The organism is Komagataeibacter xylinus (assembly GCF_009834365.1).
GTDB lineage: Bacteria > Pseudomonadota > Alphaproteobacteria > Acetobacterales > Acetobacteraceae > Komagataeibacter > Komagataeibacter xylinus_D.
On the sequence record NZ_CP041348.1, the window covers coordinates 1043977 to 1065033 of the forward strand.

Genomic DNA, 21057 nt, shown 5'->3' on the forward strand with positions numbered 1-21057 from the left:
CTTGCTCCTTGGTCAACGGTCAACAGTGCGGGCGCGCGCCATGTCACGCCCGGCCATGAACGGCGTCAATACAGCCCGCCCATGCCAATGTCACCCCCGGAAGGCTGCGTGGCGGGAGCCGCCGCGGGTGCTGCGGGGTGGCCTGCCGATGTCGTGCCATCAGGCAGGGCGGTGGAACTGCCCGGCATCGTGCCCATGTCGTTCTCGGAATCGGGCATGTTCTCGGCCCCCGTATCCGCCGCCGTGAGCGCCATGCCGGAGCCTGCGCCAAGATCCACGCTCTCACCAGGCACCTGGCCGGGCTTGAACGCATCGATCGCCATGCCCATGCCGGTATCGTAGCGTGCAAGCTGCACGCCATCTGGCACGCGGAAGTCAAGACGGGGGCGCGTGGCGAGGGCCGCCTTCATCACCTGGTTCCAGATGGGGCCCGCGATCACGCCACCGGTCTCGTTCTTGCCCAGCGACTGCGGCGTGTCGAACCCGATCCACACCACGGTCACCAGATCGGGCGAGAAGCCCGCGAACCACGCATCATTGAAGTCCTGGCTGGTGCCGGTCTTGCCCGCGATGGGCCGGTCGATGCCGGCACCCGCGCGCACGCCCGTGCCCCGGCGCACCACATCCTGCATCATGGCCACGATCTGGGCCGCGCTGGTGGCCGAGACGACCTGCGGGCGGCTGTCGGCCACCTGCGGGCCGGTGGCGGGCGTGCCGCCTGGCTGCCACGCAATGCCCTCGGGCCGCCACACCACGTTGCCGTTGCGGTCCTTGATGTCATCGATCAGGGTGGGCGTGACCAGCCTGCCGCCATTGGCAATGGTGGCGTAGGCGCCAGCCTCCTTCATCACGGTGGTCTCGACCGCGCCGAGGGCCGCGGGCAGCACCAGCGGCATGGAATGCACGAGGCCAAGGGCCTGCGCGAGGCTGGCTATCGGCTTCATGCCGATCTGGGCGGCAAGACGGATGGTGACGAGGTTGCGCGATTCGCGCAGCGCGTCATGCAGGGTGGTGGGGCCCCAGAAATCCTTTTCGTAGTTGTTGGGGTGCCACTCGCCGTAGCTGACCGGTGAATCATCGAATTTCTGCGAGGGCGAGATCCCCTGCTCCATCGCCGCCAGATAGACGAACGGCTTGAACGAGGACCCCGGCTGGCGCGCCGCCTGAATGGCGCGGTTGAACTGCGATTCGCGGAACGACCAGCCCCCCACCATGGCCAGCACGCGCCCGGTGCGCACATCGATGGTGGCAAGTGCGCCCTCCACCCGCGGCACCTGGCGGATGGCAACGCCGCTGCCATCGGCCTGGGGCTCGACCAGCACCACATCGCCGGTCTGCACGCCCTTGCCGGTGCGCATCCACGCCATGTCACGCGCCAGTACCGTGCCGGTATGAGGCATGACGGGATCGCGCCCCTCAAGCCAGCCCACCTGACCCGTGGCGGCAGACAGCACCACGGCCACGCGCCACTGCTCCAGCATGGCGGCAGGGGCGGTGACATGCGCCAGCGCATTGGCCCAGTCACCCGCCATGCCCGCTGCATCGACATGAGCGAACGCCCCCCGCCAGCCGCCATGGGCGCGGTCATAGCGCAGCAGTCCCTCACGCAACGCGCCGGTGGCGACCTGCTGCAGGTGCGAATCCAGCGAGGTGTGGACCGAAAGCCCGCCCTCCATGGTGGTACCGATGCCGTAGCGCTCGATCAGTTCGCGGCGCACTTCCTCGGCAAACCATTCCGAGGCGGGCACGGGGCCGGGGCGGGTGAAGTTGGCGGGCACGAGGGGTTCAAGCTGGGCTGCACGCGCCTCGTCGGGCGTAATCACCTTAAGGTCGGCCATGCGGTCGAGCACCCAGTTGCGCCGGTTGGTCGCCGCCTGCACGTAGCGGTGCGGATTGTAGTTGGTGGGTGATTTGGGCAGCGCGCCAAGGAAGGCGGCCTCGGCATTGTCAAGCTGGTCGAGCGGCTTGTTGAAATAGGTCTGGGCGGCAGCGCCGATGCCGTACGCGCCCTCGCCCAGATAGATCTCGTTAAGGTAGATCTCGAGGATCTGCTCCTTGCTCAGCGTCTGCTCAAGGCGCATGGCCAGCAGCGCTTCCTTGATCTTGCGGTCGATGGAGACCGCATTCGACCCCAGCAGCATGATGCGCGCGACCTGCTGCGTAATGGTCGAGGCCCCGATGGGGCGGTGCTTGGTGCCGTGCATCATCATGTCGGTGATGCCGGCACGCAGGATGGCCAGCGGGTCCACGCCGCCATGGGTGAAGAATTTCTGGTCCTCGGCAGCCAGGAAGGCGCTGCGCACGCGCTCGGGTATGGCGCTGTAAGGCACGAAGATGCGCCGCTCGGCGGCGAGCTCGGCCATCACCTGATCATCACCGGAATACAGGCGGCTCATGACCGGGGGCTGATAGGTGCGCAGGCCATCGACAGTGGGCAGGCCCTCGCTCAGGCGCTCATATTCGTACCAGCCCACAATGCCCGCGCCGCCGCTACCCAGCAGCAGCACCGCCAGCGTGGTGCCCGCCAGCCAGCGCACCATGCGGTAGCGCGGGCGGCGCGGGCCACTCCCACCGGGGCGGGAGGGTCCATCCATCCGGCCATCGCGGCCTGATCCGTCAGCAAGCGTCATCCGGTGTCCAATAAGGAGAGAAAGGGGCTGTTATGTGTCGTAAGGCCCCTGTCTAGCATTGTCCCGCGCTGACGTCGCCCCCGATCCGCCTGAGCCCGCTCAGCCCGCGTTGCGGCTGGCCCATTCGGCCCGGCCATCGTTATCAAGCTGGCGGAATTCCTCATCGCTCAACTTGATCGCGGCGGCCGCCGCGTTATCGGCCACATGCTCGGGGCTGGACGTGCCCGGAATGGGCAGCATGACCGGCGCGCGGCGCAGGAGCCACGCCAGCGCGATCTGGCCGGGCTGCACGCCCTTCTCGCCTGCAAGGCGCGTGAGCACGGTATCGCCTTTGGTAAGGCCGCCCGCCGCAAGCGGCGCCCACGGAATGAAGCCGATATTCTCGCGCGTGCAGTAGTCCAGCACGTCCTCCGAATAGCGGTTGACGAGGTTGAAGCGGTTCTGCACCGTCGCGACCGGGAAATACAGCCGCGCGCGTTCGATCATCTCCACCGTCACCTCAGAGAGGCCAACATGGCGGATCAGCCCCTGCGCGCGCATGGCGGCAATGGCCTCGAACTGCTGCTCGGGCGTGCAGTCGGCCCCCACGCGGTGCAACTGCCACAGGTCGATGCGCTCGACGCCGAGCCTGCGCAGGCTCATCAGCACGCACTGGCGCAGGTAATCGGGGTTGCCGACGGGCTTCCAGATATCCGGCCCGTGGCGCGTATGGCCGCCCTTGGTGGCAATGAGCATGCCCTCATAGGGGTGCAGCGCCTCGCGGATGAGGTTCTCGCTCACCTCCGGGCCATAGGCATCGGCGGTATCGACAAAATTGATGCCGAGTTCGGGCAGGCGCTTCAGCGTGGCGAGTGCCTTTGCCCGGTCGGCCGGCTCGCCCCATATGCCCGGCCCCGTAATGCGCATGGCCCCGAAGCCGAGCCTTGTAACCTCGATATCACCCCCGATCATGAAGGACCCGGACTGGCGTGCATCAGGCGTGAACATGGCTTTCTCCGTGCTTGATGGGCACGCCCGCGCCAGTATGGCGGGCGTGCGGTTGGTGCCTGCCCACCATAAGGGCGCGTGACGGGCACGGTTGCATGAAGATGCGGCAGCTCAGCCCAGCAGGCGGCCGATCACGCGCGCGGTATAGTCCACTACCGGGATTATGCGGCCATAATTGATGCGGGTGGGGCCAATCACGCCAATGGCGCCGACGATGCGGTTGCTGTCGGTGCGCGCAGGCGCGACCACCACCGACATGCCCGCCATGCCGAACAGCCCGCTTTCCGCTCCGATGAAGATGCGCACCCCCTCCGATTCACGTGCAAGATCGAGCAGGCGCAGCATGGTCTCCTGCGTTTCCAGCCGCTCGAACAGCATCTGGATGGTGGTCAGGCGCTCGATCTCGGTCACATCGGCCAGAAGGCGGCCCTGCCCGCGGATGAACAGCGTGCCCCCCCGCTCCTCTGCATCGCTCCATGTGGCAAGCCCGCTGGCCACCACACCTGCCGTCAGGTGGTCGAGTTCGTTGCGGTTGGCGGTCATGTCGGTGCTGACCGTCTCGCGCAGGCGGTCGAGCGTCTGGCCCGACAGATGGGCGTTGAGGTAGTTGCCTGCCTCGACCAGCGCCGAGGGCGGCAGGCCGGGCGGTGTCTCGATCACGCGGTTTTCCACCTGGCCATCCGCGCTGACCAGAATGACCAGCGCGCGCCCCGGGCCGAGAGCCACGAATTCGATGTGCTTGATGGTGCTCGCATCGCTCTTGGGTGCCATGACCAGCCCCGCCGCCGAGGACAGGCCCGAGAGCATGGATGATGCCTGCGCCAGCATATCCTCAAGCGAACGGCCCTTCACATCAAGCGTGCCCGCTATGCTCTCGCGCTCCTCCTCGCTCAGGCTGCCAAACTGCAGCAGGCCATCGACAAACAGGCGCACGCCCTTCTCGGTCGGCAGGCGGCCCGCCGAGGCATGAGGCGAGAACAGCAGCCCCGCATCGGTCAGGTCGGCCATGACGTTGCGAATCGTGGCGGGCGAGAGCGAAAGCGGCAGGCGCTGCGACAGGGTGCGCGAGCCCATCGGCTCGCCCGTTTCCACATACTGTTCCACGATCTCGCGCAGGATCGCGGCGGAACGCGCATCAAGCCCGGACAGCAGGGCCGGCTGCGATACCGGTGATCGGGTTTCCATCGCCATGCCTCCTTTGCACGTAGTCATCCGCAAGCCCTCATTATAACAGATACCGCACGCCCGTGCCCACGCAGGACTGGAAATAGGAGCGGATTGCGCGCTATGCCGCCCCCTCACCTTGCGGAGTTGCCCCATGCGCCCATCCGGCCGCGCCCCCGACGCGCTGCGTCCCGTCTTCATCCAGACCGGCTTTGCCCGCCACGCGGAAGGCTCCGCCCTGATCCGCATGGGCGGCACCGAGGTGCTGTGCGCGGCCAGCGTCGAGCCGCGCGTGCCCTCCTTCCTGCGCGGCAAGGGGCAGGGCTGGGTTACGGCGGAATATGGCATGCTGCCGCGCGCCACCCATAACCGTGGCCCGCGTGAGGCAGCGCGTGGCAAGCAGAGCGGCCGCACGCAGGAAATCCAGCGCCTGATCGCCCGCGCGCTGCGCGCCGTGGTGGACCTCAAGGCACTGGGCGAGATCTCGATCACGGTGGATTGCGACGTGCTCAACGCCGATGGCGGCACGCGCTGTGCGGCCATTACCGGCGCATGGATCGCACTGCGCCTGGCGCTGGAAAAGCTGGTGCGTGAGGGCACGCTGCCTGCCGTGCCGCTCAAGGGGCAGGTTGCGGCCATTTCCTGCGGGCTGACCGAGGCAGGCGCCGTGCTCGACCTTGACTACGCCGAGGACAGCAATGCCAGCGCCGACGCCAACTTCGTGCTGACCGCCGATGGCGGCATTGTGGAAGTTCAGGGCACGGCGGAAAAAGACCCCTTTACCGAGGCGCAGTTCAACACGCTCATGCGCCTGGCCCGCACCGGCACTGCCGAACTGTTCCATATCCAGACCGTAACCGTGAACGAGGCGCTCGCATCATGACCACTCCCCACCTCAACCGGGGCGACACGCTGGTGCTCGCCACGCATAACAGGGGCAAGATTGCCGAATTCGCTACCCTGCTGGGCGGCTACGGCATCCGCGTCATTTCCGCAGGTGACCTGTCGCTGCCCGAACCAGACGAGACGGCGGACAGCTTTGCGGGCAATGCCGCCATCAAGGCCATCGCTGCGGCCAAGGCGGCCAACCTGCCCGCGCTGGCCGATGATTCCGGCTTCTGTGTCGCAGCCCTTGATGGCGCGCCGGGCATCTTCTCGGCCCGCTGGGCTGGCCCAGCCAAGGACTATCCTGACGCCATGCGCCGCATTCATGAGCAGATGGGCGACAACCCCGACCGCAGCGCGTGGTTCATTTCCGTGCTGTGCCTGGCCTGGCCCGATGGCCGCACCGAAACCTTTGAGGGCCGGATTGATGGCCACGTCATCTGGCCGCCGCATGGCACCAACGGCCATGGCTATGACCCGCTTTTTGCCCCCGGCACCGGCACACGCAGCTTTGCCGACATGACTGACGCGGAAAAGAACGCCATCAGCCACCGTGGCCTGGCCTTCGCGCTGTTCAGCGAGGCCTGCCTGCCCAAGGCAGAAGATTAAAAGTTTTTGGGTGCCGCCTTTTTGAAAAAAGGCGGCGTTTTTGGTGAAGCTTTTTGAACAAAAAGGCCGGTCCCTTTCGGGCACCGGCCTTTTTGTGATCCGATCAGGCCTAGCGCCCGGTCATGATCCGCTCAAGCAGTTGCGCCACGGTGGGCACGAAACCGTTGGCATAGAACGGGTCGGTGGCAAACCGCCACGCATTGGTGCCGCCGAACATGAGGTTGTGGTCGATCACCTCGGCCTGGTCCGGCCCATGGGCGTGGGCGGCATCCTGCAGGGTTTTCTGGATGCAGTAGGAACGCGGGTCCGCCTTGTGCCCGTTGGAATAGGCAGGCGGCTTCTGCGACCAGTTGGAAAAGCGGCACTCCGACAGGCAGCCCATGCAGGCCCCCTGATCGGTCAGGATTTCACGCGCGCGCTCGGGTGATACGAACACCAGCGTGTTGTCCGGCGTGCGCATGGCCTCGGTGTGGCCTTCTTCCATCCACAGATGCGCGCGCTGCCCATCGGCGGGGGTAACAAAAACCTGCCGCCCGCGCGCGCCAATGGCGAGCGCCATGGTGTGCTCGCCAAGTGCTTCGGGCGAGAACGGGATCTGTCGCTCCGAGCGCCCGCGCAGTTCACGCAGGAAGCTGTTGTTGACGGCGGAGGAATAGAAACCCGTGGGCGAGAAGCGGTTGAGGAACACATCCCCCTTCTTCAGCGTCAGCAGGCGGTCTTTCCATGCCTGCGGAATCGGGCTTTCCTGCGTCAGGAGCGGGCGGGTGCCGAACTGGAACACGATCGGCCCGAGTTCGGGGTTGTCGATCCAGTCCTGCCATTCCTCCAGCCACCACACGCCACCGGCCATGATGATGGGGGTCTCGTCCAGCCCGAAGGCCCGCATCTGCTTGCGCAGCGCCAGCACGCGGGGGAACGGGTCTTCCGGTGCCAGCGGGTTTTCGGTGTTGGACAGGCCATTATGCCCGCCCGCCCGCCAGGGGTCTTCATACACCACGGCGCCAAGCAGGTCGGCGGTCTTGTGATACGACCGCCGCCACAGGGCGTTGAACGCGCGGGCGGATGAAACGATGGGATAGTAATGGATGCCGAATTTCGCCGCGATGTCCGACAGGCGGTACGGCATGCCCGCGCCACAGGTCAGGCCCTGGATCAGGCCCGGAGCCCCTTCAAGCACGCCATTGATGACACGCTCCGCCCCGCCCATTTCCCACAGGATATTGGCGTGGATGCGGCCCCTGCCACCAGCAATCTCATGCGCGATACGGGCCTGGGCTATACCGCCGCGAATGGCGTAATCGACCAGTTCCTCATGCCGCTCGCGCCGGGTCTTGCCGTGATAGATCTGCGGCACGATGTTGCCGTCCGCATCATAGGAGTCAGCGTTCACGATCGAGACCGTGCCCGCGCCCCCGGCTGCCGCCCAGTGCCCGGCGGAAATGCCAGTCGAGATCGAGACGCCCTTCCCCCCCTCGACCAGGGGCAGAATATCCGTCCCGCCCATACGGATCGCATTGATCGGCTTCATCACCATTCCATCGTCATGTGTCTACCCGGCCACAGGAGCGCCATGCAGGCGCACCCTGATGGCCGGGCTGTCTGTAGGCCGGAACCGCGCGCTCAGCGTGCGGCGGGAGCACGGCCGGGCTTGGCGCCCACGGTCTCGGTGATGTCGGCACCGGTCTCCTGATCAACCACGCGCATGGACAGCTTCACCTTGCCGCGGTCATCAAAGCCCAGAACCTTCACCTTCACCTCGTCGCCCTGCTTGACCACGTCCGTCGTCTTGGAAACGCGGCCCTGTGCGAGTTCGGAGATGTGCACCAGACCATCACGCGGGCCGAGGAAGTTGACGAACGCCCCGAAATCGGCGGTCTTGACCACCTTGCCGTTGTAGATGTGGCCCACTTCGGGTTCTGCCACGATGCCACGGATCCGCTCGATGGCTTTCTCGGCCTGATCGTCGGATGATGCGGCGATCATGATCGTACCGTCATCGTTGATATCGATCTTCGCACCCGAATATTCAACGATCTCACGAATGACTTTACCGCCCTGGCCGATCACATCGCGGATCTTTTCCTTCGGCACGGAGATCGTGGTGATCTTCGGCGCGGAGGAGGAGACATCCGTGCGGCCTTCGGTCAGCGCCTTGGCCATCTCGCCCAGGATGTGCATGCGGCCATTGCGGGCCTGACCCAGCGCGATCTTCATGATCTCGGGGGTGATGGACGTGATCTTGATGTCCATCTGCAGCGCAGTCACACCCTGCTCGGTGCCAGCAACCTTGAAGTCCATGTCGCCAAGGTGATCTTCATCACCAAGGATGTCGGACAGGACGGCGAAGTCCTCGTCTTCCTTGATCAGGCCCATGGCGATACCGGCCACCGGACGCTTGAGCGGCACGCCCGCATCCATCAGCGCCAGCGAGGTGCCGCACACCGTCGCCATCGAGGACGAACCGTTGCTTTCCGTGATCTCGGACACCACGCGCATGGTGTACGGGAAGGTGTCCTTGCCCGGCAGCAGCGGGTGGATGGCGCGCCATGCCAGCTTGCCATGGCCGATTTCACGGCGACCCGGCGAGCCCATGCGCCCGCACTCACCCACCGAGAACGGGGGGAAGTTGTAGTGCAGCATGAAGTTGTTGCGGTACTCGCCTTCAAGCGCGTCCACGATCTGCTCGTCCTGACCGGTGCCAAGGGTCGCGACCACAAGGGCCTGCGTCTCGCCACGGGTGAACAGGGCGGAACCATGCGCGCGCGGCAGGATGCCAACCTCGGACACGATCGGGCGGATCGTCTCGAGGTCACGGCCATCGATGCGGTAGCCGGTGTCGAGCACCTCGGTGCGCACCACGTCGGCCTCGAGGTCCTTGATCATCGGCTTGGCGGCATCGGCCTCGGCCTCGCCGATCTTGGCAAGGATCGCCTCACGGGCGGCGGCGACCTTCTTGTAGCGCACCTGCTTGGCACGTTCCTTGTAGGCCTCGGCGATCAGGGCGCGACCGGCCTTGTCCACCTTCTTGCGCAGCTTGATTTCCTCTGCCGTCGGCTCGGCAAGGTCCCACGGGGCCTTGGCGGCATCTTCGGCGAGGTCGATGATCAGGTCGATCACCGGCTGGAAGGCTTCGTGGCCAAACGTCACGGCGCCGAGCATCACGTCCTCGGACAGTTCGACCGCCTCGGACTCGACCATCAGCACGCCTTCGGCCGTGCCGGCCACGACCAGGTCAAGCGCGCTTTCCTTAAGCTGCGAGATGGTCGGGTTCAGCACGTATTTGCCATCGGAATAGCCGACGCGGGCCGCGCCCACCGGGCCGAAGAACGGAATGCCCGACAGCGTCAGCGCCGCCGAGCAGCCAATCAGCGCCACGACAGCGGGATCGTTTTCCATGTCGTGGCTGAGCACGGTGGCAACGACCTGAACTTCATTGCGGAAGTTCTCGGGGAAGAGCGGGCGCAGCGGGCGGTCGATCAGGCGCGAGTTCAGCACCTCGGCCTCGCTCGGGCGGCCTTCACGCTTGAAGAAGCCACCGGGGATCTTGCCCGCCGCGTAGGCTTTTTCCTGGTAGTTGACCGTGAGCGGGAAGAAGTCCTGCCCCGGCTTGACGCTTTTCGCGCCAACGGCCGTGCACAGCACCACCGTGTCGCCATAGGTTACGACCACCGCGCCATCGGCCTGGCGGGCGACCTTGCCCGTTTCCAGCACCAGCGGGCGACCGCCCCATTCCATTTCCTTGCGAAAATAATTGAACATCCAGACAAACCCTGTCCGTTGACTGCCGCAATGCAGGCGGGCCGGACATTGGAACGTATGATGGCAGCGCCTCGGACGGCATGGAGCGATGGCGGCACATACCGCCAGAACACCATGTGGCCTGAAACGCTGCGATCCGGTCCGGACATCTCCGCCGTGGCGTCGGCAGCGTGTTGGCGGCGCCCGTCAGGGGCGCCTGAAAAAATGCGGCCCGGCGGGGCATGGCCATGCCTGTGCATATGCCATGCCCGCATGGGCCACGCGGGGGGTGGACATTATGCCCGTCCTCCCGCGCGGTCGCAAATCAGCGACGCAGGCCGAGGCGCTTGATCAGCGTTTCGTAACGGGCCACGTCCTTGCGCTTGACGTAGTCAAGCAGGCGGCGGCGGCGGCCAACGAGCATCAGCAGGCCACGGCGGGAATGGAAATCCTTCGCGTGGGTCTTGAGGTGCTCGGTCAGGTTCACGATCCGCTCGGTCAGCAGGGCAACCTGCACTTCCGGCGAGCCGGTATCGGTGGCAGCGTTGCGGTATTCACCAATAAGCGCCGTGCGGCGTTCGGCAGTAATCGACATCATTCTCTCCATTGATCATTCGGTTCACAGCATGCGCACTGATCGGAGCCACCCTTCAACAGGGCGGCACAGCCCGACCACGCGCGCTCCATCCATCGCACGCACGACCCCGCTGCGGGGGTCGGTGTGTTCCGGCATCCGGTCTGCCAGCTGGCACAGGTCGATTGCCTGGCCAAATGACAGGGCATCCGCTTCCTCACGGGTCAGGGCCAGCGCCGGGATGTCGGCCAGCGCGGTCGCGACCGGAAGCAGCAGATCCGGTGGAGCAGGCGCGTTGTCGGCGCTTGCGACAATTTTGTCCAGCGGAATCGCATGGGATTCATCAAATGGCCCCACGTTCAGCCGCCGCAGCGCCGCCACATGTCCCACCGTGCCGCAGGCCAGCGCAATGTCACGCGCGAGCGCGCGCATGTACACCCCTTTGCCCGATTCCACCTCGAACACCGCCGTATCGGCATCGGGGCGGGCAATCAGTTCGAAGCGGTCGATGCGCGCGGGCCTTGGCGCGAGTTCGGGGGCATTGCCCGCGCGCGCCATGTCATAGGAGCGCTGGCCGCCCACCTTGAGTGCCGAGAACACCGGCGGCACCTGCATGATCTCGCCCCTGAAAGCGGCAAGGGCTGCCTCGAACGCGGCGTTGTCAGGCCGCACATCCGATGTGGCGGTGACCGCACCCTCGGCATCATCGCTATCGCGCGCCTCGCCGATGCGCAGGGTGAAGTGGTAGCGCTTGGTGCCATCCATGATGTAGGGCACCGTCTTGGTGGCCTTGCCGAAGGCTATGGGCAGCAGGCCGGTGGCCAGCGGGTCGAGCGTGCCGCCGTGGCCCGCCTTGGCGGCATCGAACAGGTAGCGCGCGCGGCCCACCACCTGCGTGGAGGTCATGCCCAGGGGCTTGTCGATGATCAGCCAGCCGTCAAGCGGGCGGCCACGTCTGCGTCGCATTGCACGGCACCTTGCATGAAATTGGGGGGTGCCGTGCGTTTAGACGAGGCACGCATGCACTTCAATGCCCCATTGAGCCACGGGGGCTGGCCGCCTGCGCCACACATGTTAAAAGGACAGGCGGGCACATGCCTGCCATCCCCCCAGGCTGCTTGGCCTGCGGGGCATGGAGTGTCATCTTGCAACAAACGGATGCATGGATAACCGTGTGCCACAGTATTTTTCATTCCGCGTCTAGGGAGACCTGAACACCATGGCTGAACGGCAGACCACGGTCGGTGCATTTGTGTTGGGTGGAGCCCTGCTTGGTGTGACGGCCATAGCGCTGTTCGGACAGTTTCATCCCTTTTCGCCCACCAATCGCGCCGTGGTGGTTTTTGACAGTCCCATCAACGGGCTGGGCGTAGGTGCGCCCGTCACGTTCGATGGCGTGCAGGTGGGCCATGTGGACCACATCGCCGTGCAGTTCGACCCGCAGACCCATCAGGCCTATATTCCGGTTACGGTAGAGCTTGAGGCCAATGGCGCGCGCATGGCGGGCTCGCATGGCCGCGCGCTCGATGCCAATGAACTGCCAAAGCTGATTGAAAACGGGCTGCGCGCGGAACTGCACATGCAGAGCTTCGTGACCGGGCAGGAAGAAATTGACCTGACCTTCGACCCTGGCATCCCCGCCCACCTGCATCCCGGCCTGAGCCCGCTGATCGAGATCCCGACCCGCGAATCGGAAATGCAGAAGCTGACCGATGCCCTGACAGCCCTGCCGCTCAAGAACATTGCCAACAATGCCGACGCCATGCTGGTAAGCGTGCGCACCCTGGCCGACAAGCTTGACCAGGACCTGCCGCCTCTGGTGGACAGCGTGCGCGCCACATCCGACCATACGCGCGTGACCGTTGATACCGCGACCGATACCATCCGCGACCTCGACAAGCGCCTCGACACCACGCTGGCCTCCATCGACCATCTGGCCGATACCGGCACTGCCCAGCTTGATGCCCGTGGCGGTGAACTGCACACGCTGCTGGTCAACTCCAATGATACGGTAACCGAGGCGCGTGGCGCGCTGGCGGGCCTGCATGACATTACGGCCCCGAGTTCGGCCGACCGCTCCAATATCGATTCGTCACTGCGTGACCTTGCCGCCGCTGCCGCCGCCCTGCGCGGGTTCGCAACCGATGTGGAGCGCAACCCCCAGCTTCTGCTCATGGGGCGGCGCAACTAAGCGGACGTTCATCTGCCAACGATATGAAAAAGGCCGGTCGGGCATTGCCCCGGACCGGCCTTTTTCATGAACTGGCTTTTCAGGAATAAAAATTTTGGGGAGCTGCCTTTTTCCAAAAACTTTTATTGTTTTTTACCAATAATTTGTTTTTGAACAGAATCTCAGTCTTCATCCTTAAGGTCGCGCTGCACTTCAGGCTGGCGTAGCATGGTATCGACTTCCATGGCGTAATCGAGCGCCGTATCAGGCTGGAAGTGCAGGTCCGGCACGCCGCGCAGCCTGAGCGCGTGCGACAGGCGGGTGCGCAGGAACGGCGTTACGCGCTTGAGCGCAGGCAGCAGTTCAGCCACATCGCTCCGGCCCAGACGGGCCACGAAAACCGTGGCATGCTTGAGGTCGGGCGAGATACGCACTTCGGTAACCGTAATGCGCACATCGGCCAGATCCGGATCACGGAATTCAGTGCGGGCAAATATTTCCGCCAGCACGCGACGGACTTCTTCCGCCACGCGCAGCTGACGCTGCGAGGGACCAGACGCGGAATGGCCGGCAAGTTTCCCTGCCGGCCCGCTCTCGCTCATCCCTTTTCTGGATGAATTGCGGCTCATGCCGGGACGAGTTCCATTTCATAACACTCGACCACGTCACCTTCGCGCAGGTCATTATACCCGGCAAAGGACAGGCCGCATTCGTAACCGCGCGCCACTTCCTTCACGTCATCCTTGAAGCGCTTGAGCTGGCTCAGCTCGCCTTCATGGATCACGACGTTATCACGCAGCAGGCGCACGCCACAGCCACGCTTGACCACGCCTTCGGTGACGTAGCAGCCGGCAACCTTGCCCACCTTGGTAATTTCGAAAACCTTGCGGATTTCGGCATAACCCAGGAACTTCTCGCGATGCTTGGGCGCGATCTTGCCACGCACCAGCTGCTCCACGTCATCCGCCACCTGGTAGATGATCGAGTAGTAGCGGATGTCCACGCCTTCACGCTGTGCAAGCTCACGGGCCTGTGCGGTCGCGCGGACATTGAACGCGATGATGATCGCGCCCGATGCCTTGGCAAGCTGCACATCGCTTTCCGTAATCTGGCCCACGGTGGCGTTGAGCACGCGGATCTTGACTTCCTCATGCTCGAGCTTCTGCACGGTGGCTTCAAGCGCCTCCGCCGAGCCCTGCACGTCCGCCTTGATGAGAACCGCGACTTCCTTCTGCGCACCTGCCTGAATGCGGGCAAGCATCTGGTCGAGCGTGCCGCGTGCGGCTGTCTGGCCAGCAGCCATGCGTTCCTTGATCACGCGCTGGCGGAACTCGGAGATTTCGCGGGCGCGATTCTCGTTTTCCACCACCACGAACGGCTCGCCTGCGCCCGGCACCCCGGTAATGCCCAGGATCTCGACCGGCATGGACGGACCTGCCTCGCCAAGCTGGCGGTTGCGGTCGTCGATCATGGCGCGCACGCGGCCCCATTCGGCCCCGGCCACCACGATGTCGGTGCGGCGCAGCGTGCCCTTCTGGACCAGCACGGTCGCAACCGGACCACGCCCGCGGTCAAGGCGGCTTTCAATCACCGAACCCTCGGCCACCCGGTCGGGATTGGCCTTGAGGTCAAGGATTTCGGCCTGCAGCAGGATCGCTTCCTCAAGCTTGTCCAAGCCTGTGCGCTTGAGCGCCGAGACCTCGACATCCTGCGTATCGCCACCCATGCTTTCCACCACGATCTCGTGGTTCAGCAGTTCCTGGCGCACGCGGTCGGGGTTCGCACCCGGCTTGTCGCACTTGTTGATGGCGACGATGATCGGGGCATCAGCCGCCTTGGCGTGCTTGATGGCTTCGATCGTCTGCGGCATCACGCCATCATCGGCTGCCACGACCAGAATGACCACGTCGGTCACCGAGGCGCCGCGGGCACGCATGGCGGTAAACGCCTCATGACCCGGCGTATCGATGAAGGTGATCTTGGCACCAGAGGCCAGCGTGACCTGATACGCGCCGATATGCTGCGTAATGCCACCGGCTTCGCCATTGGCGACATCAGTTGTGCGCAGTGCATCGAGCAGCGAGGTCTTGCCGTGATCGACATGGCCCATCACGGTCACGACCGGCGGACGGGGCTTGAGGTCTGCTTCGCTGTCCTCGATACCCTCGATGCCGATCTCGACATCGCTGTCGGAAACACGGCGCACGCGATGGCCGAATTCCTGCACGATCAGTTCCGCCGTGTCCGCGTCGAGCGACTGGGTCACGGTGGCCATCACACCCATCTTCATCAGCGCCTTGATGACCTCGCCCTGACGGGCAGCCATGCGGTTGGCGAGTTCCTGCACCGTAATGCTCTCGGGCAGGACAACATCGCGCACCACGCGCACCTGATCGGAACGCAGGCGTTCAAGTTCGGCCTGACGGCGCTCACGCTCACGCTGGCGGCGGACCGAGGCGAGCGAACGGGTCTTGTCGTCATCCCCTTCGATCGCGGCCTGCACGTCAATGCGGCCAGCGCGACGGCTGTCATTATTCTTCTTGGCACCACCCGAGGGGCGGCGGTTCGGCACGGCATTGCCGGGGCGACGGCTGGGGCGACGTTCTTCCTCGCCACCATCCGCACGGCCCGTGCGCAGGCGCAGCGTCTCGCCAGCACCGCCTGCGGGGCGTGCCGTGGCAGCACCACCACCCGCAGGGCGCGACGGCCGCAGCGGCTGGGCGGGCATGATCGCGCGCTCGGCCAGCGGGCGCAGGCGCTGCATGGGCGGCGCCAGCGTCACTTCACCCGGAATGGGCACGGACGAGACAACCGGACCCGCCGGATCTGTCGAGTCGGGCGCTGCGGGGGCCGGCGCGTTGCTGGCCTCCTGCTTGCGTGCTTCCTCAACCGCAGCGGCGGCATCTGCCTTGGCGCGTGCCTCTTCTTCGGCACGGCGGGCATTTTCCTCTTCAGCGCGGCGGGCTTCTTCCGCGGCGGAGAGGATCGTGATCTTCTCCTGCTCGCGGGCCTCTTTCTCGCGCTGGATTGCGGCGCGACGCTGCTCATCGAGCACGCGCTGGCGTGTCGCCAGTTCCGCTGCCGTCAGCGCGCGACCGCCCCGACCACCGGCGCGACCGCCAGCCGGCCCCGATCCGTTACCTGCGGCCCCGGCCCCGCGCTTCTTGCGCACCTCGACCTGAACCACCTTTGAACGACCATGGCTGAAGCTCTGTCGCACGGAACCGGCATCTACCGTCCGTCCGACCTCCCTGCGGCCCGCCGGCCGCAGAGACAAGCGTCCCTTACCCTGATCCTGATCGTTGCCTTCGCTCATGTACCCGCCTGTTCACACCGTCCGGCGGAACGATCCGCCGAATTCGGGCCAATCCTGCCGGACAGACCCGCAAAACGTTCACTCTCGATACGGAAACGGCGCGCCAGTTCACCATGCAGAATCGCTGCATGAACAACATGGTCGCGGCCAAATGCCGCACCCAGACCCGATGCCGTAGGAACAGCCACAACCGGCAGTTCCCGTGCACCAGACAAAACTCTCTTCCTCTCGTCGGGGCTGCCATCGGCGGCCTGTATGACCAGACCGGCACGACCGCCCACAACCCACTCACGCACCTTGGCGAAACCACAGACAATCTGTCCGGCCCGCCGTGCCAGCCCTGCGACATCCATCATGCGCCGCAGCAGCCCATCTCGCACAAGATGGGTCAGGTCAGGGGGAATAACAACCCTTCCCCTCGCCGCGCGGGCAAATACGCCGCGTGTGCGTGCTGTTTCTAACACATCCGCGCGTGCGCTCAACCAAATTCCCCGTCCGGGCAGCCGTGCGGAAAGATCAGGGATCACGACTCCATCGGGGGAAATGACAAACCGGATCATTTCCTCCTTGGGCAGCCGGAGCCGGGTCACGGCGCAACGGCGCAGTGGCCCGCGCTCTTCAGGCTCCATGCCTTCCGGATCTGGGGCGTTCAGGTCGGTTAGCTCAGACGTCGGACGTCTCCTCTTGCGCAGGCTTTGCCTCATCGCCATCGAACCAGTGAGCGCGCGCCGCCATGATGATCTCGTTGGCCGCATCCTCGTCAATGGCATCGCTGCCCAGGATCTCGACAAGTTCGTCACCCGCCAGGTCGGCCAGATCATCCAGCGTCTTCACGCCCTTTTCACCCAGCGTCACCAGCATCTGGTTGGTGAACACGCCCAGCACGGCAATGTCATCGCTCACGCCCAGCGTGCGGCGCTTGGTGTCGAGTTCCTCTTCCTGGCCCGCCAGGTAGCCTTCAGCGCGGCGGACCAGTTCGCTGGCCACGTCCTCGTCAAAGCCTTCGATGTTGGCCAGTTCCTCGGGATCGGCAAACGCCAGTTCCTCGATGGAATGGAAGCCCTCGGTCACCAGCAGCCCCGCAATGACATCATCCACGTCCAGCGCTTCAACAAACAGGTTGCTGCGGCGGCGGAATTCTTCCTGGCGGCGCTCCGATTCCTCGGCCTCGGTCAGGATGTCGATGTCCCAGCGCGTCAACTGGCTGGCAAGGCGCACGTTCTGGCCGCGGCGGCCAATGGCCAGGCTGAGCTGGTCATCAGGCACGACAACCTCGACGCGACCCGCCTCCTCGTCCATCACGACCTTGCTGACTTCAGCCGGGGCGAGAGCGTTGACCACGAAGGTCGCGGCCTGCGGGCTCCACGGAATGATATCGATCTTCTCGCCCTGGAGTTCCTTGACCACTTCCTGCACGCGGCGGCCGCGCACGCCCACGCAGGCGCCGACCGGATCGATCGAGGCATCACGCGAAATGACAGCCATCTTGGCACGCGAGCCGGGGTCGCGCGCCACGGCCTTGATCTCGATGATGCCATCATAGATCTCGGGCACTTCCTGCGCGAACAGCTTGGCGAGGAACGCCGGATGCGTGCGCGAAAGGAAGATCTGCGGGCCACGCGGCTCGTCGCGCACATCATAGATATAGGCGCGCACGCGATCGGAATTGCGGAAGCTTTCACGCGGAATCAGCTCATCGCGGCGCAGCAGGGCCTCGGCATCGCCGATCTCGACGAGCAGGTTGCCATATTCCGTGCGCTTGACGGTGCCGTTGACGATCTCGCCCACGCGGTCCTTGAAGTCATTGAACTGGCGGCGGCGCTCATATTCACGCACGCGCTGGACAATGACCTGCTTGGCCGTCTGTGCCGCGATGCGTCCGAAATCGATGGGCGGCAGCGGGTCGATCAGGTATTCGCCAAGCTGGATCTCGGGCTTGAACTTGCGCGCGATGTAGAGCGGGATCTGGGTTTCCTCGTTCTCCACCGCCTCGACCGCCTCGGTCCAGCGCGACAGGCGCACATCGCCGGTGCGGCGGTCGATGGTGGCGCGGATATCCTTTTCATGACCGTATTTCGCGCGGCCGGCCTTCTGGATGGCCTGCTCCATCGCTTCGAGCACTTCCTCGCGGTCAATCGACTTTTCCCGCGCTACGGCATCGGCCACCAGCAGCAGTTCGGGACGGGCAACGGACGTATCCATCAGTGTCTCCACAACATCGTTCAATTGGCCTTGCGGGCGGGCTTGCGACCCGACTTGGCAGCGGGCTTGCGGTCTTCAGCCGGGGAAGGTTCTTCCTCCAGGCCAGTATCATCGGAGCTTGCGGCCGGCTTCATCATCCGGGCGCTTGCCGCGATCAGTTCATCGGTCAGGACAAGGCGCGCCTTGCGCATTTCAGCGAAAGGCAGCGCAACCTCGCTTCCGTCATCAAGCCGCATCAGGCCATGGCCATCGCGCGCACCGAGCACGATCCCGGCAAAACGCTTGCGGCCTTCAATGGGCATGTTCATCTCGGCGCGGGCAAGGTGGCCTGCAAACCGCTCCCAATCCTTGGCACGGGTCAGGGGACGGTCGATGCCGGGGGATGAGACCTCCAGCGTCCACGCGCCGGGCAGCGGGTCTTCCACGTCCAGTATCGCGCCAACCGCATGGCTGATCTGCTCGCAATCCTCGATGGCGAGGAGCGTGCCATCCACGCGATCCGCCATGATCTGCACGGTGGGGGACTCGCGACCCAGCACCGCCACGCGCACGAGGTCGAACCCCATGTCGGCCAGCGCGGGGGCGACCATTGCGGCGATGCGGGCATCAAGGCCCGACAGGAAAGGCAGATCAGCGTCCAATGCAAAAAAGGCAGCCCTGCGGCCACCCCCCAAAGAAAAAAACCATAGATGAAGGAATAGTCGCCAACATAGGCCACACCATGCCTGACCGCAAGGACTATGTGGACAGGCGGGGGTTACATTTCCTCTCTCTTAACATCTTGCCATTCTCCCCGCCCCGCCCGCATTATGTACGCATGATGCCCACGCCCTCCCCGCCGGAACCGACACGGGAACGCAGCGAACGCTCGTCCAGCCGAAAGCTGGTTGTGGTGGGGCTGATCGCGGCCGTCGTGGCAGGCGGTGGCCTGGGCGCAGGCGGCTTCCTGACCCCGCAGGAAAGCGGTGGCGGCAGCCAGACGCCCCCCGCCGCAGCCGAGGCTGGCGGCGGCAGGGGCAATGACGGCAATCACCTGACACTCAACGCGCCGGTGCAGGGCAGGCCCGACATGATGGGCGAGATGCCCATGATCTCGCCCGAACGCGCGGCGGAAATGCTGCGCCAGACAAGTTTCACACTGCAGCAGCAGGCCGAGATCATGGCGGCGTTGCGGCGGCGCGAGATCATACTGGCCGACATGCCGATGTATGACATGACAGGCAGCGGAGCAGTCGTGAACGTGGAGTCCCTTGGTCTCGTGCAGACCGTGCATCTCGGCCCGCAGCCGCGCAGCGTGATCCTGCCCATCCGCATTGCGGGGGATGTGTCGATCACGCCCGCAGGCGATCCGGGGCCGATGGGCGTGCATGCCGGAGCGGTGTTCGTGCCAGGGCCTACGCCCCTGCCGGTACTGACGCGCGGGAGCAGTCTTGTCATCGGGGTTGTCGTGCAATGAAGCCGCTCTATCCGATCCTGATGGAACGGGTCGTGCCGATCGCCATGGTCATTTTCCTGGTGCTCGGCAGTTTTCAGGCCGCCATGGCGTTGCATCTTTCGCTCGCCAGCATACGGCATTTCATGGAATGGTGCGCACCGGCCTATCCGGTCATAGCGGCGGCGAGCGCCCTGCTGGCGCTGAGCGGGCTGTGGTTCGAGAGCCGGGCCGAGAAACTCGCCCGCAAGGGAATCCGACGCAGACGGGGATGGATGATGGACGTACTGGCCAGGCTGACCAATCGTAGCGCGCTTGAAGAGATGCTGGCACGCGAACAGAAAGAAACCGTGATCGATGCCGAGGAGCTCGCCGCCAGCCTGCGCGCGCGCGTGATCGGGCAGGATCAGGTATGCGAGGACGTGGCGACGCAGCTGCGCCGCCGCCTGGCGCTGCAGGTGCGCGGCAAGCCGGTGGGGATCTTCCTGCTCGCCGGGCCGCCGGGCACGGGCAAGACCTATCTTGCCAAGCAGCTGGCCCGCCAGCTCGACCGCCCGCTGCTCAACTTCGACATGACGCAGATGAGCTCGCCGCATGCCGCAACGCAGCTGTTTGGCTCGCCCAAGGGTTATGTCGGCTCCGACACCTACGGCAAGCTGACCGGCGGCCTGAAGGAAAAGCCCGACGCCGTGGTGCTGCTCGATGAAATCGAGAAAGCGCACCCCGATGTGTTCAAGAAATTCCTCACCGCATGGAATGACGGACATGTGACCGAGGCCTCGACAGGGCAGCAGATCTCGACTGTGCGCTGCATCTTCATCCTCACCTCGAACATCGCCACCGATGCGCTGTCCGAGATCGCGGACCGGCTGGCCGACGAGCCCGACAAGATGCGCGCCGAGTCGGTCGAGGCGCTGCGCCAGGCAGGCTTTGCGCCCGAAGTGCTGAACCGGCTGGACCGCATCTTCGTGTTCCGCCCGCTCGAAGGGCTGGATATCGCCCGCGTTTCCGCGCTGGAAATCGAATCGATGATCGACAGCTATGGCCTCAAGGTCGAGACCGGGGGTATCGACCCCGCGCTGCTGTTCGAGGTCATGCGCCGCCAGGACCGTATGGGCCCTGCCGCCAGTGCGCGCGATCTGGCCCGCTCGATCGAGGACATGATCAGCGACTCGCTCATCACCGCCCGCCAGCAGGGTGCCAAACTGGTGCGCGTGGTGCAGAACGAAGATGGCATCGTGGCCGAAATCGCGGACAAGAGCGACGCCCAGCAGGCCCGGATCAGTTCCTGACCCATGGCCGCGCTGTTCCGCCCTGCCCCCGTGGCCTCCTGCATGGCAAAAGGCATGG

The 21057-nt window shown here is 65.0% G+C and carries 17 protein-coding genes; 5 read left to right on the forward strand and 12 right to left on the reverse strand.

What is annotated here, in order from left to right:
* Positions 1 to 65: 65 nt before the first annotated feature.
* The 3 genes from FMA36_RS04950 to hrcA form a co-directional block, all read right to left on the reverse strand.
* Positions 66 to 2630 carry a penicillin-binding protein 1A gene (locus FMA36_RS04950; protein ID WP_159261279.1) on the reverse strand — a complete coding sequence of 855 codons (2565 nt, stop codon included), beginning with the start codon at positions 2628 to 2630 and terminating at the stop codon, positions 66 to 68.
* 99 nt (positions 2631 to 2729) lie between these two features.
* Entirely contained in the window at positions 2730 to 3617 is an 888-nt protein-coding gene (locus FMA36_RS04955; RefSeq protein ID WP_159261281.1) for an aldo/keto reductase, read from the reverse strand.
* 111 nt (positions 3618 to 3728) lie between these two features.
* Positions 3729 to 4808, reverse strand: coding sequence for a heat-inducible transcriptional repressor HrcA (hrcA, locus tag FMA36_RS04960; RefSeq protein ID WP_159261283.1), 1080 nt, complete (start codon positions 4806 to 4808; stop codon positions 3729 to 3731).
* Positions 4809 to 4935: 127 nt separating this feature from the next.
* Here hrcA and rph point away from each other — a divergent pair, with 127 nt between their 5' ends.
* Both rph and rdgB read left to right on the forward strand, forming a co-directional pair.
* On the forward strand, positions 4936 to 5664 hold the full coding sequence (gene rph / locus FMA36_RS04965; RefSeq protein ID WP_159261286.1) for a ribonuclease PH: 729 nt from the start codon (positions 4936 to 4938) through the stop codon (positions 5662 to 5664).
* Complete coding sequence (rdgB, locus tag FMA36_RS04970; RefSeq protein ID WP_167518009.1) at positions 5661 to 6275, forward strand: RdgB/HAM1 family non-canonical purine NTP pyrophosphatase; 615 nt, start codon at positions 5661 to 5663, stop codon at positions 6273 to 6275. Before rph ends, rdgB begins: the two co-directional genes overlap by 4 nt.
* A gap of 109 nt (positions 6276 to 6384) precedes the next feature.
* Here rdgB and FMA36_RS04975 read toward each other — a convergent pair whose 3' ends face one another.
* From FMA36_RS04975 to truB, 4 genes are all read right to left on the reverse strand, one after another.
* Positions 6385 to 7803 (reverse strand): NAD(P)H-dependent flavin oxidoreductase, encoded by a 1419-nt coding sequence (locus tag FMA36_RS04975; protein ID WP_159261288.1) that lies wholly within the window; start codon positions 7801 to 7803, stop codon positions 6385 to 6387.
* Between the two features lie 92 nt (positions 7804 to 7895).
* Positions 7896 to 10034, reverse strand: a complete 2139-nt coding sequence (gene pnp, locus FMA36_RS04980; RefSeq protein WP_159261290.1) for a polyribonucleotide nucleotidyltransferase — start codon at positions 10032 to 10034, stop codon at positions 7896 to 7898.
* 304 nt (positions 10035 to 10338) lie between these two features.
* Positions 10339 to 10608, reverse strand: a complete 270-nt coding sequence (gene rpsO, locus FMA36_RS04985; RefSeq protein WP_159263630.1) for a 30S ribosomal protein S15 — start codon at positions 10606 to 10608, stop codon at positions 10339 to 10341.
* Between the two features lie 24 nt (positions 10609 to 10632).
* On the reverse strand, positions 10633 to 11553 hold the full coding sequence (gene truB / locus FMA36_RS04990) for a tRNA pseudouridine(55) synthase TruB (protein ID WP_159261292.1): 921 nt from the start codon (positions 11551 to 11553) through the stop codon (positions 10633 to 10635).
* A 253-nt stretch (positions 11554 to 11806) separates the two neighbouring features.
* Here truB and FMA36_RS04995 point away from each other — a divergent pair, with 253 nt between their 5' ends.
* Entirely contained in the window at positions 11807 to 12778 is a 972-nt protein-coding gene (locus FMA36_RS04995; RefSeq protein ID WP_159261294.1) for an MlaD family protein, read from the forward strand.
* Positions 12779 to 12939: 161 nt separating this feature from the next.
* Here the strand turns inward: FMA36_RS04995 and rbfA are convergent, their stop codons facing one another.
* The 5 genes from rbfA to rimP are packed head-to-tail and all read right to left on the reverse strand — an operon-like array spanning position 12940 to position 18916.
* Positions 12940 to 13359 (reverse strand): 30S ribosome-binding factor RbfA, encoded by a 420-nt coding sequence (gene rbfA, locus FMA36_RS05000; protein WP_082770804.1) that lies wholly within the window; start codon positions 13357 to 13359, stop codon positions 12940 to 12942.
* A 23-nt stretch (positions 13360 to 13382) separates the two neighbouring features.
* Complete coding sequence (infB, locus tag FMA36_RS05005) at positions 13383 to 16073, reverse strand: translation initiation factor IF-2 (RefSeq protein ID WP_159261296.1); 2691 nt, start codon at positions 16071 to 16073, stop codon at positions 13383 to 13385.
* Complete coding sequence (locus FMA36_RS05010; protein WP_061274423.1) at positions 16070 to 16702, reverse strand: RNA-binding protein; 633 nt, start codon at positions 16700 to 16702, stop codon at positions 16070 to 16072. The genes infB and FMA36_RS05010 overlap by 4 nt, the downstream gene beginning before the upstream one ends.
* Positions 16703 to 16736: 34 nt before the next feature.
* A complete protein-coding gene (gene nusA, locus FMA36_RS05015) occupies positions 16737 to 18275 on the reverse strand; it encodes a transcription termination factor NusA (RefSeq protein WP_061274464.1) in 1539 nt (512 codons plus the stop codon).
* Between the two features lie 20 nt (positions 18276 to 18295).
* Positions 18296 to 18916, reverse strand: coding sequence for a ribosome maturation factor RimP (gene rimP / locus FMA36_RS05020; RefSeq protein ID WP_159261298.1), 621 nt, complete (start codon positions 18914 to 18916; stop codon positions 18296 to 18298).
* A 176-nt stretch (positions 18917 to 19092) separates the two neighbouring features.
* On the opposite strand from rimP, the gene FMA36_RS05025 reads away from it, so the two are divergent.
* A complete protein-coding gene (locus tag FMA36_RS05025; RefSeq protein WP_159261300.1) occupies positions 19093 to 19731 on the forward strand; it encodes a hypothetical protein in 639 nt (212 codons plus the stop codon).
* Positions 19728 to 20999 carry an AAA family ATPase gene (locus tag FMA36_RS05030; RefSeq protein WP_159261302.1) on the forward strand — a complete coding sequence of 424 codons (1272 nt, stop codon included), beginning with the start codon at positions 19728 to 19730 and terminating at the stop codon, positions 20997 to 20999. The genes FMA36_RS05025 and FMA36_RS05030 overlap by 4 nt, the downstream gene beginning before the upstream one ends.
* Positions 21000 to 21057 lie beyond the last annotated feature (58 nt).

Coding starts and splice junctions, on each gene's coding strand:
- FMA36_RS04950 (WP_159261279.1), bottom strand. CDS start 2,630: ATGACGCTTGCTGACGGATCAGGCCGCGATGGCCGGATGGATGGACCC.
- FMA36_RS04955 (WP_159261281.1), bottom strand. CDS start 3,617: ATGTTCACGCCTGATGCACGCCAGTCCGGGTCCTTCATGATCGGGGGT.
- hrcA (WP_159261283.1), bottom strand. CDS start 4,808: ATGGCGATGGAAACCCGATCACCGGTATCGCAGCCGGCCCTGCTGTCC.
- rph (WP_159261286.1), top strand. CDS start 4,936: ATGCGCCCATCCGGCCGCGCCCCCGACGCGCTGCGTCCCGTCTTCATC.
- rdgB (WP_167518009.1), top strand. CDS start 5,661: ATGACCACTCCCCACCTCAACCGGGGCGACACGCTGGTGCTCGCCACG.
- FMA36_RS04975 (WP_159261288.1), bottom strand. CDS start 7,803: ATGAAGCCGATCAATGCGATCCGTATGGGCGGGACGGATATTCTGCCC.
- pnp (WP_159261290.1), bottom strand. CDS start 10,034: ATGTTCAATTATTTTCGCAAGGAAATGGAATGGGGCGGTCGCCCGCTG.
- rpsO (WP_159263630.1), bottom strand. CDS start 10,608: ATGTCGATTACTGCCGAACGCCGCACGGCGCTTATTGGTGAATACCGC.
- truB (WP_159261292.1), bottom strand. CDS start 11,553: ATGCGACGCAGACGTGGCCGCCCGCTTGACGGCTGGCTGATCATCGAC.
- FMA36_RS04995 (WP_159261294.1), top strand. CDS start 11,807: ATGGCTGAACGGCAGACCACGGTCGGTGCATTTGTGTTGGGTGGAGCC.
- rbfA (WP_082770804.1), bottom strand. CDS start 13,359: ATGAGCGAGAGCGGGCCGGCAGGGAAACTTGCCGGCCATTCCGCGTCT.
- infB (WP_159261296.1), bottom strand. CDS start 16,073: ATGAGCGAAGGCAACGATCAGGATCAGGGTAAGGGACGCTTGTCTCTG.
- FMA36_RS05010 (WP_061274423.1), bottom strand. CDS start 16,702: ATGGAGCCTGAAGAGCGCGGGCCACTGCGCCGTTGCGCCGTGACCCGG.
- nusA (WP_061274464.1), bottom strand. CDS start 18,275: ATGGATACGTCCGTTGCCCGTCCCGAACTGCTGCTGGTGGCCGATGCC.
- FMA36_RS05025 (WP_159261300.1), top strand. CDS start 19,093: ATGATGCCCACGCCCTCCCCGCCGGAACCGACACGGGAACGCAGCGAA.
- FMA36_RS05030 (WP_159261302.1), top strand. CDS start 19,728: ATGAAGCCGCTCTATCCGATCCTGATGGAACGGGTCGTGCCGATCGCC.